The following is a 9,389-nucleotide window of genomic DNA, read 5'->3' on the forward strand; positions in this document are numbered from 1 at the left end:
CTCTTTAAGAGAGGGCGTATCAACCAATGCACGTAGGAAAATCCCCCGCGCACCATTTATGTCCCGGCTCATTACCCGCCCGTCAGATGGAGACTTAACGAATTTAGCACCACCAAGGTTGGGGATGATTTCACCAGTCCAACTGACTGTTTTTGATGTGTACGCTTCGTTCACATCCATCACTACTTTATTAGTCTCAAAAGCCTTGTGCTTGAGAAAACACTTAAATCGGTAGTGAGAGAGTGTTAACATTTGGCGCACTGACTTTGACCTAATTCGTCGTTTCGCCTTCTGAGACATTTGGGATGTTTCAAAGGTGGGCAGTAAAATAATGTCAAAGTTATCAACCAAAAATCGAGCAGTTTTCTTGTGCAATTCGTCTACAAGGTTTTTGATTTTACCTCGCAGTCTACTAGCAGCAAGTTTCATCCTTCTTCTTTGTTTGCACTTGGCTTTAGTGAATTTAGAAATTAACTTATCCAAACGAAAACACAACTTCTGGATTTGCAAATTAGCATATAGTCCAATTTCCCCAAAACTACATTCAGAAAAGAAGGTGATAAACGTTCTGATACCGGGGTCAAGTGCTACAACACGTCCTTGGTTATCAGACTTCTGTTACGGAGGTAGGATTCAACGTGAAAAAGTCTTTGTCCTGCTTCGTTTTTGATGCTTTCGATCTTGCCATTGTCTGCGTACTTCCTTAAAGTGTGTGGGTGCAGTCCCAGTTGTTTGACTGCTTCTCGTAGTGGTACATAAGCCATACTACTATCTGAGCATTTATGAGGATATGTAATCTATTATTAGCAAATAACTAGCTATTGGCTAACCTCTAGATAAACTTCCCCAAACTCTTGGTCAGCCAGGGTAATACTCTTGTAGCTAAGTTTACCCTTAATTACCACTTCCTCACCTTCTTGGAGATGGGGTCGATGGGTAATTACCCAAATTTTGCCAGTGGAGTCATTAATTTGATATGCCCATTGCTTCACCAGGGGAACTTGCCTTTCTACCTTACCCCGGATGTAAACTATATTCCCCTGGTCTGTTGCTGGTTTAATTTCCTGAATCAGGGTGATTTTCTGACCCATGCTCAAGTTACCTCCATTTAGGCTGGGTGTTCTCAAGGAACTACAACTACAAAGTACTGCTAAAAGTAACAAAGCAATGCTGCAAATATGAAAGTTTTTTATTAGTTGCATAGAGTCAGTTCCCGTGGCTAAATTTCCAGATTCGGGGAATGATTCTTCAATCCTTCCCTGTTCAGATGAGACAGTTAATCTGAGAAGATAAATAATATGAGTATATTCTTTTAGATAGCAAAACCCTATGAAACTAAGGGCCAATGCCTGAAGTAGTTAGGCACGCAAAAAACCCAAATATGTTACGAAAAGTAAACACGCCTCACAGCCTTTCCAATGAAAACAACAACGGCCAAAATTCTCGACGGTAAAGCCTTAGCTGCAAAAATTCATCAAGAAATTTCAGCTATTACTACACAAACACAAGGAAAAATTGGGCGGCTACCTGGTTTAGCTGTATTAATGGTGGGGGATAACCCAGCATCAGCCGCTTATGTACGCAACAAAGAACGAGCTTGCACTAAAGTTGGTATTGCTTCTTTTGGTCAGCATTTTCCCACAGAAACAACCCAAGGGGAACTTGAGCAGGTAATTGCAGCACTCAACCAAGATGAACGTGTAGATGGTATTCTCGTGCAGTTACCTCTCCCTAGCCACTTGGATGCTGTAGCCCTGTTAAATAAAATAGACCCGGACAAAGATGCTGACGGACTGCATCCAGTTAACTTAGGGCGGCTAGTGCGGGGGGAGGCTGGTTTACGCAGCTGCACCCCAGCCGGTGTGATGCGGCTATTGCAGGAATATGAAATTTCTTTGCCGGGGAAAGAAGTTGTGGTGGTGGGACGCAGTATTTTAGTAGGTAAACCAATGGCCTTAATGCTACTGGAAGCTGATGCTACTGTTACCATTGCTCACTCGCGATCGCTCGACCTTGGTAAAATCACCAAGAATGCTGATATTATTATTGCTGCTGTAGGTCGCCCTGGATTAATTACTGGCGAAATAGTCAAACCAGGCTCTATTGTGGTAGATGTGGGTATGAATCGTGTAACAGATAGCAGTGGCAAAAGTCGGTTAGTGGGAGATGTTGACTGGGAATCAACTGCTAGTGTCGCCGAATATATAACTCCAGTTCCTGGTGGTGTTGGTCCCATGACTGTTGCCATGTTGTTACAAAATACAGTTACTAGTTATTTAAACAAAGCAAATTGTTAACACTTAACAGTCAACAGTTTAAAATTGTCACTGATAAGACAAACAACCAACCAGCCCTAAAATAGAAGGAATTGAAGAATGGTAGCAGCTGATAACCTCCAGAAAATGAAAGAGCAAGCCACCTTTAACCTGGAAGCCTATCTCCAAGAACGGCAAAAGCTTTGTGAAACTGCTTTGGATATGGCTATCCCTGTGATCTATCCAGAAAAGATTTATCAATCCATGCGCTACTCTCTATTAGCTGGAGGTAAGCGTCTGCGCCCCATTTTGTGCCTTGCCGCCTGTGAAATGATTGGCGGTACAATCTCCATGGCTATGCCCACAGCCTGTGCTATGGAAATGGTACACACAATGTCTCTCATTCACGACGACCTACCAGCAATGGATAATGATGATTATCGTCGTGGGAGATTGACAAATCACAAGGTTTATGGTGAAGATATTGCCATCTTAGCAGGTGATGGCTTGTTGGCTTACGCCTTTGAGTTTGTAGCCACTCAAACCCCCGAAACCGTTTCTAGAGAGCGAGTTTTACAAGTAATCGCCCGTCTGGGCAAAGCCCTAGGGGCAGCTGGTTTAGTGGGCGGTCAAGTGGTTGATTTAGATTCCGAAGGTAAATCAGATATTTCTCTAGAAACCCTCAATTTCATTCATAACCATAAAACAGCTGCCCTTTTAGAAGCCAGCGTCGTTTGTGGAGGAATACTCGCCGGGGCATCTTCTCAAGATATACAAAAACTCACCAGCTATTCTCAAAACATTGGTTTAGCATTTCAGATCATAGATGATATTTTAGATATCACCGCCACCCAGGAGCAATTAGGCAAGACTGCCGGTAAAGACCTAATAGCTAAAAAAGTTACCTATCCTAGCCTGTGGGGACTCGAAGAGTCACGCTCCAAAGCTCAACAGCTAGTCGAAGCAGCCTGTCAGGAACTAGAAACCTTCGGGAAATTGGCGCACCCACTCCAGTCCCTGGCTTACTTTATCACCAGTCGCAATCACTAAGTCAATAGACTTGGGATTTTGGGTTGCATAAAAATGTTTCCTCAGAAAATAATTGCCGCTAAATTTACTAACCGAACCGAAACACCATGCAGGACATAGGCCATATTTTAGATAACCGGGTGCTGCTGGTTGCTCTGGTAGCTTGTTTCATTGCTCAAGCATTGAAGCTCATAGTTGAGCTGGTCAAACATCGGAAACTGAATGTACGTGTTTTAGTTACAACTGGAGGTATGCCTAGCGCCCATTCAGCTTTAGTGACCGCTCTTGCAGCCGGTGTGGGAGAAAGTCTTGGTTGGGCATCGGCTGAGTTTGCTTTGGCTACGGTTTTCGCCATCATAGTTATGTACGATGCTGCCGGAGTCCGCCAAGCCGCTGGTAAACAAGCTCGTATTCTCAATCAAATGATTGATGAATTATTCCACGAAAAACCAGACTTTAGTCAAGACCGTCTGAAGGAATTACTCGGACATACACCAGTGCAGGTGATCGCTGGTTCCGCCTTGGGCTTAACCATCTATTGGTTAGCTCGGTCTGCTTACTAGTTTACAGAGCTAGTCCTAAGCTGACTATTTTATAGACAAAACTATACTTATGTTGACAACAATTGACATAAGTCAGTTAAGAAAATCGCCCACTTGATATATAATACGATATCAAGTATTGAATTAAGACTATTGCCAACGCGAAAACCAAGCAATGATAGCGGTAGTCTTTCTTGTAAATCTTAAGAGAAATATCGCGTCTGGCTAAGGCGTGCAAGTCTACACCAGGGATAACCGCTCCCATGCTCCCGTTGAAGTAGAAAGTAAAGTCTAGCTTTGTCTAGTTTTTATATAGCAGCTACAGATGAGCGCAGTAACATTACCTTATTTCCATCTACTAGAATGGCAAAAAAACCGCTTTCGTTGAGCCTTTGTAGTTTCCTGTATGCCTCCTGTTGGTTCCCAGTATGAGCCGCCAATAGGTAAGGGCGTTGTCCGTAGGAAACTAAACCTATGTTACCGCCTACTACTTGTTGTATACTATTTGCTAGTTCTGGACGATTGAAATAATCTACCAATACAGCATAACCATCCCCTAGTAATTGGGGATTAAAGCTAATTGTCTGACCTGGAGTTGGTGGTGGTTGAACTGGATCTAGTACAACATCACCCGCTACTGCTCTTGTACTGATGATACTAGATAAGCCAGCAATATTCTTTATATATCTTCCCCAACGATTCGCGTCATCAATACTGTTAAATCCGCCTATGCGTGTGACTGTATCAGTAAGATATCGGCAAGTTGTAGCTTGAATCTGATTTGGTATAATATTGCGTAGCTGTTGGTAACTATCTGCCCTAGGACTCAGTACCAATAACACATATTCCCCAGGGCGCGGGAGTTCACAAACGGGAAGATTTTGTTGGGCGGACACAAAAGTCATGCTCCCCATCAAACTGGCTGCAGTCAGTGCTAATGCCCTAGATAAAGTATCAAATTTCTGGATAAAATTGGCAGGCATAAATGGAATTCTTGAGGGGTAAAAAGGGGTTGAAGCCAAGAAACTAGAACCGTATGACCGGATTCTCAACAAGACCTATTGAAGGATAATGATAGCTAAATTCTCCCAAAACTGCTTTCAAAATTCACTACCACTTGCACATCACAAGACGGCTCTAATTTATCTTTTGATTTGCAGCTTCTTTGTTAGCCGTCAGGTGGAATCTTTGCCCAAGATTTCAAAAATGCATTTTTTGTTCCCCTACCGTCAGGGTAGGTATTGTACCTACCCTAGATTTTCTTCTCTTTTAGTCCCCAAAAATATCAGGACTAAAGTCCTCAGTAGCAAACTCAGGAATATAAGAGTATATTAAGAGACATAGCTCACAGATGCTAAAGGATCCGAGATAGTCTCGGAGGGAGCCTGAAATTCTCCGGTAATCACATACTCAAATCGCAGTTTTAACCAGGTTATAAATTGGGGGTTGGTAGAAATAATGGCTGCGGCAGGTTGAGGACACTTCGCTTTTACCTGTGCCATTTCAGGTGATTCTAGGAAAGCTGGCTGCTTCACCAACCAAAAATCAATTTCTTTTTCTTGTTCATGGTAGTATCGAGTCCGCTCCTTGAGCACCTCCGAGGTTGGTTCCTCGTGGATGAGAAATTTTTGACTTGCCAAAACGTAATAATATGTTTGCATTTTTCAACCCTTGCTATTCAATAAATTGAGGAAGATGCACCACTGTCACCCTGAAAAATAATTAAACCGGAATTACCTAATTAAGGCACTAAATGGACAAGCACTAGGTTTTCTTGAGTCACTTTTGGGTTTTTCTTGCCCATACCACAATTTTTGGAGAAAACTCCAAAAATTTCCTGGCTTCTGCTTTGGTATGGCTGATACCACCCGATCGCGATCGCCAGTTTCTGGTTTTGCGCTTGCTGTCAGCTTCTCCAAAAACTTGGTGTTGTCATAATAGTGTTCCAAGGAGAGGATTTTCAAGTCATCGCTAACATGGGCAATGCTCATACCGATTACTTCTATGGTTTCTCCTGTGGGTGCGTAGTCCTTATATGCACCTTTAAAGTGTCCCCAATGTCGCCACTTAAAAGCCACAGTCGGGGGTGCTGAAAACACTTCTAACACCTCCCAGAGAAATCCTTCGGGAAATGCTGTATGGAAGAGGTTTGTGGATGTTTCAAAGTTTTCCTCAGCAGCTTTGTAATGTTGAGTATTACCAATCAACAGCTTGTAAGTCCCTGACTCTACCACATCTGATAGAGTGTAGCTAGGACCTCCATTGGTACTCATGCGGAACTGATCATTGACAACTGATATCCACTGCTGGGGGTTGGTTTTGAAGTTAGCTTCTACATCAAAAGTTCTCACCAGATTTTGCACTATCGCCTCTAGTGAACCTTGGGGATGATTACGTGTACTCTCCTTCGCCAGATTCTCATTGGAACGGGTATAGTCGGGAAACTTCCCATAGCGCCATTCGATATTTGTACTCTGTTCTAGTACTTGATCTCTGTGCTGTACCCAAAGGGGTAGACCGTTAGACTCTGTTGAGGTCATAGAACTTCCTTCTCAAAGATGTAACTCCAAAATTTGGTGGATTTCGCAGTTCCAACCCCTCTATTTTGAATTTCTACCAGTAGATATAGTTACAGCCCCTGTATGGCTTGTTTCATTTCCCGGACTGCTCTTTCTATTCCTACTAATGCTGCTCGACTGATAATGGTATGACCAATGTTGAGTTCTTCCATTCCTGGTAATGCAGCTACAGGGTAAACGTTCCAGTAGGTCAGTCCATGTCCTGCATTAACCCGTAAGCCGGCTTTTATTGCTTGCTCACATCCGTGAGCTAATAAGGCTAGTTCTTGCTGGCGACTTTTTTCCTCTTTAGCCTCAGCGTACTGGCCGGTGTGCAGTTCAATAAATTGGGCTTTGACCTTGACAGATGCTTCAATTTGTGCATCTTGGGCATCAATAAATAGACTCACCGGAATACCAGCGCTCTGCAATTTATCAACTATTTCCCCTATTCTAGCAGTTTGCCCAGCGATATCTAGTCCGCCTTCTGTGGTAACTTCTTCCCGCTTTTCGGGCACTAAGGTCACGTAGTCGGGTTTAATATCAAGGGCAATTCTCACCATTTCGTCCGTGGCGGCCATTTCTAAGTTGAGGTGCGATCGCACTGTTTGCCGTAACAGTAACACATCTCTGTCCTGAATATGCCGCCGATCTTCCCGTAAATGTACAGTAATGCCATCAGCACCCGCTAATTCTGCCAGTACCGCCGCTGCTACGGGGTCCGGTTCCACTGTCCGTCGCGCTTGACGGATGGTGGCGATGTGGTCAATATTAACCCCCAGTGTAGGCACCCTTGTATCCCCCTATCCATAATCCATAAGCTTTAATTTTAACGGATTTTAGCTATATTTAAACAAGAGAATTATGGTTGAGCGATCGCCTAAATCCCCAAGCAGGATTTAGAATAATATTTACACTCACTCTTTGCGGCGGTATGCTTTTAGAACTACAACAGATTATCGTCAAACCAGGACAAGAAATGTTGCTACAAGATATTACTTGGCAGCAGTTAGAAAATATTTTGGCAGAAATGGGAGAAAAACGGTCTGCACGTATTTCTTATAGTGATGGTTGGTTAGAAATCATGGTTCCTTTACCTGAACACGAAAAAGATAAAGAATATATTGGTGATTTAGTTAAAATTTTGCTAGAAACACTCCAAATTGATTTTGAACCTTTTGGTTCCACTACACTAAAAAACGAACAAATGCGGCAAGCAGTCGAACCAGATACTTGTTTTTATATTCAAAATCAAGCTGCTGTAATTGCTAAAAATCGTCTTGATTTAACTGTAGACCCACCACCAGATTTAGCAATTGAAATTGATATTACCTCCCGGACTCGATTTGATAACTATGAGATTTTAGGAGTTCCTGAACTGTGGCGATATACAAAACAAGGTTTAGAAATTTCTGTGCTACAGGAAGGAAAATATCTCAAAGTTCTATCTAGTCCTAATTTTCCTAATATCCCCATTGTGGAATTAATTAATGAATATGTTCAGCAATGTTTAACTATTGGCAGAAGTCAAGCTATGCGTAATTTTAGAACTTGGCTCAACAGTAATTTATAATTATTTTTAATTTGGACACTTCTCGCCCTAACTGGAAGCACTAGTATAAAAGCGTAAAGCAAACCGCCAAAAAGCGTTAGACATCCAAAAGAGTAATACAGCTAACACCCCAGCACCTATAGACCAGTTAACTTCACCCCGACCCAGCATAGCTTCCGCTGGTATTGTAGTTAAAAATGCCACTGGTACTACAAAAGTAAAGAAAAAGCGGTAAGCCGTGGGATAAGCTACCATCGGATATCTACCAGCTTCTAACAAACCCCGCAGAACTTCTGTAGAATTGTATATTTTTACAAACCAAATGCTGGTAGCACCCAGTATAAACCAGAGACTATAAAGAATTACCAAACCAAATAACAACGGTACTGCACTCATCAGGTAATTCTTGATGCCTAAACCCAGGTTTGTACCTGCATAGCCAATGACAATACTACCAAAAACTAAATCTGGTAGTCCCCAAGGTGACAAGGTGTGAGTCGAAAGCCAAAACTGACTGCGGATAGGTTTGAGTAACACAAAATCTAATGTACCTTCCTGGACATGGCGGACAATGCGATTGAGGTTTGGCGCTAAAAAAGTAGCTGAAAACCCTTGTAGTAGAGTAAAAATTCCCAGAACTAGTAAAGCCGCCGACCATGACCAGCCGGTAAAGGTGTAACCAGTCCGGTAAAATAAGAAGAGTCCGAATAAACTACCTGCAAGATTACCCAGACTGCTGAGGGTAGCTATCAGAAAATTCAGGCGATACTCCATCTCAGAGGCGATCGCCGTACTCCAAAATAACCCTAGTACTTGCCAATATCTTCTCACCTTGCACCCAGAGTAACAACATACTGACAGCATAGCGAATCACTAGCCATCTGGCATATAGGATCAAATATGACCCGTGCAAAACGAATTAAATGATTAAACTAGACCAGTTTCTCAAATTCATGGGTGTAGCCGCAACCGGAGGACAAGCCAAGCTGATGATTATTGATGGTGGCGTAAAAGTCAATGGTACAGTGGAAACCCGAAGAGGACGCAAATTAGTATTAGGCGACAAAGTAACAGTAGAAGGGAAAACCTTTGAGGTGGATGTATAATCGTCCCTAAATTACCTACCCTACCCTGATTTTGGTTAAGTCCTTGCCATTAAAGGGTAAAGATTGCTGTTCAATGATTGAATACTTACTCTTAGAGGTTGTTTGATAAGTTTTCAACAGGTAATTTTTATCTTAGGGAACAGGGAACACACCGAACACCGAAGGATTGGGAAGGATTGGGGAACACACAAAAAACAATAAAATCTAGTCCCCTCCCCTTAAAAGGACAAGACAAGGTGGACAAGGTGGACTAGGTGACAAGGGAGAAAAACAGTACAAAGTCTGTATTCTTAGTAAGAAAAATAGCCCCTTAAAAGACCATTGTCCGGATAAAATCTTCCTTGTCC

The 9,389-nt window shown here is 42.5% G+C and carries 13 protein-coding genes; 5 read left to right on the forward strand and 8 right to left on the reverse strand.

The features are described 5' to 3' along the window. From PN457_RS07680 to PN457_RS07690, 3 genes are all read right to left on the reverse strand, one after another. A partial coding sequence (locus PN457_RS07680; protein WP_334310752.1) for a zinc ribbon domain-containing protein occupies positions 1–573 on the reverse strand: 573 nt, incomplete at its 3' end. A gap of 14 nt (positions 574–587) precedes the next feature. Next, positions 588–764, reverse strand: a complete 177-nt coding sequence (locus PN457_RS07685) for a MerR family DNA-binding transcriptional regulator (RefSeq protein ID WP_271732420.1) — start codon at positions 762–764, stop codon at positions 588–590. 54 nt (positions 765–818) lie between these two features. After that, positions 819–1,202, reverse strand: a complete 384-nt coding sequence (locus PN457_RS07690) for a hypothetical protein (RefSeq protein WP_271732422.1) — start codon at positions 1,200–1,202, stop codon at positions 819–821. 216 nt (positions 1,203–1,418) lie between these two features. Between PN457_RS07690 and folD the strand changes: the two genes are divergently transcribed. The 3 genes from folD to PN457_RS07705 all read left to right on the forward strand — a co-directional run bounded on the left by folD (position 1,419) and on the right by PN457_RS07705 (position 3,847). Continuing rightward, entirely contained in the window at positions 1,419–2,297 is an 879-nt protein-coding gene (folD, locus tag PN457_RS07695; RefSeq protein ID WP_271732423.1) for a bifunctional methylenetetrahydrofolate dehydrogenase/methenyltetrahydrofolate cyclohydrolase FolD, read from the forward strand. Positions 2,298–2,375: 78 nt separating this feature from the next. Next, positions 2,376–3,305 (forward strand): geranylgeranyl diphosphate synthase CrtE, encoded by a 930-nt coding sequence (gene crtE / locus PN457_RS07700; RefSeq protein WP_271732424.1) that lies wholly within the window; start codon positions 2,376–2,378, stop codon positions 3,303–3,305. A gap of 86 nt (positions 3,306–3,391) precedes the next feature. Then, positions 3,392–3,847 (forward strand): divergent PAP2 family protein, encoded by a 456-nt coding sequence (locus PN457_RS07705; protein ID WP_271732426.1) that lies wholly within the window; start codon positions 3,392–3,394, stop codon positions 3,845–3,847. A gap of 287 nt (positions 3,848–4,134) precedes the next feature. On the opposite strand, the gene PN457_RS07710 is transcribed toward PN457_RS07705, so the two are convergent. The 4 genes from PN457_RS07710 to PN457_RS07725 form a co-directional block, all read right to left on the reverse strand. Then, positions 4,135–4,809: a hypothetical protein gene (locus PN457_RS07710; protein WP_271732427.1), complete on the reverse strand. Its 675-nt coding sequence runs from the start codon at positions 4,807–4,809 to the stop codon at positions 4,135–4,137. 348 nt (positions 4,810–5,157) lie between these two features. Continuing rightward, positions 5,158–5,487 carry an MgPME-cyclase complex family protein gene (locus PN457_RS07715; protein ID WP_271732428.1) on the reverse strand — a complete coding sequence of 110 codons (330 nt, stop codon included), beginning with the start codon at positions 5,485–5,487 and terminating at the stop codon, positions 5,158–5,160. Between the two features lie 72 nt (positions 5,488–5,559). Continuing rightward, positions 5,560–6,366, reverse strand: a complete 807-nt coding sequence (locus tag PN457_RS07720; RefSeq protein ID WP_271732430.1) for an ester cyclase — start codon at positions 6,364–6,366, stop codon at positions 5,560–5,562. Positions 6,367–6,455: 89 nt separating this feature from the next. Beyond that, positions 6,456–7,175 (reverse strand): pyridoxine 5'-phosphate synthase, encoded by a 720-nt coding sequence (locus tag PN457_RS07725; protein WP_271732431.1) that lies wholly within the window; start codon positions 7,173–7,175, stop codon positions 6,456–6,458. A 143-nt stretch (positions 7,176–7,318) separates the two neighbouring features. Here PN457_RS07725 and PN457_RS07730 point away from each other — a divergent pair, with 143 nt between their 5' ends. Continuing rightward, the gene (locus PN457_RS07730; protein ID WP_271732435.1) at positions 7,319–7,957 is read left to right on the forward strand and encodes a Uma2 family endonuclease; all 639 of its coding nucleotides are present in this window, start codon (positions 7,319–7,321) and stop codon (positions 7,955–7,957) included. A 27-nt stretch (positions 7,958–7,984) separates the two neighbouring features. Here the strand turns inward: PN457_RS07730 and PN457_RS07735 are convergent, their stop codons facing one another. Beyond that, positions 7,985–8,767, reverse strand: a complete 783-nt coding sequence (locus PN457_RS07735; protein WP_271732432.1) for an ABC transporter permease — start codon at positions 8,765–8,767, stop codon at positions 7,985–7,987. Positions 8,768–8,859: 92 nt separating this feature from the next. Between PN457_RS07735 and PN457_RS07740 the strand changes: the two genes are divergently transcribed. Beyond that, positions 8,860–9,042 carry an RNA-binding S4 domain-containing protein gene (locus PN457_RS07740; RefSeq protein ID WP_271732433.1) on the forward strand — a complete coding sequence of 61 codons (183 nt, stop codon included), beginning with the start codon at positions 8,860–8,862 and terminating at the stop codon, positions 9,040–9,042. Positions 9,043–9,389 lie beyond the last annotated feature (347 nt).

The organism is Anabaenopsis arnoldii (assembly GCF_028331025.1).
Lineage (GTDB): Bacteria > Cyanobacteriota > Cyanobacteriia > Cyanobacteriales > Nostocaceae > Anabaenopsis > Anabaenopsis arnoldii.

What these genes read in the sequence shown, in the direction of transcription:
- PN457_RS07685 (WP_271732420.1), bottom strand. Translation starts at nt 764, where the DNA reads ATGGCTTATGTACCACTACGAGAAGCAGTCAAACAACTGGGACTGCAC.
- PN457_RS07690 (WP_271732422.1), bottom strand. Translation starts at nt 1,202, where the DNA reads ATGCAACTAATAAAAAACTTTCATATTTGCAGCATTGCTTTGTTACTT.
- PN457_RS07740 (WP_271732433.1), top strand. Translation starts at nt 8,860, where the DNA reads ATGATTAAACTAGACCAGTTTCTCAAATTCATGGGTGTAGCCGCAACC.
- PN457_RS07730 (WP_271732435.1), top strand. Translation starts at nt 7,319, where the DNA reads ATGCTTTTAGAACTACAACAGATTATCGTCAAACCAGGACAAGAAATG.
- PN457_RS07710 (WP_271732427.1), bottom strand. Translation starts at nt 4,809, where the DNA reads ATGCCTGCCAATTTTATCCAGAAATTTGATACTTTATCTAGGGCATTA.
- PN457_RS07705 (WP_271732426.1), top strand. Translation starts at nt 3,392, where the DNA reads ATGCAGGACATAGGCCATATTTTAGATAACCGGGTGCTGCTGGTTGCT.
- PN457_RS07720 (WP_271732430.1), bottom strand. Translation starts at nt 6,366, where the DNA reads ATGACCTCAACAGAGTCTAACGGTCTACCCCTTTGGGTACAGCACAGA.
- PN457_RS07715 (WP_271732428.1), bottom strand. Translation starts at nt 5,487, where the DNA reads ATGCAAACATATTATTACGTTTTGGCAAGTCAAAAATTTCTCATCCAC.
- crtE (WP_271732424.1), top strand. Translation starts at nt 2,376, where the DNA reads ATGGTAGCAGCTGATAACCTCCAGAAAATGAAAGAGCAAGCCACCTTT.
- folD (WP_271732423.1), top strand. Translation starts at nt 1,419, where the DNA reads ATGAAAACAACAACGGCCAAAATTCTCGACGGTAAAGCCTTAGCTGCA.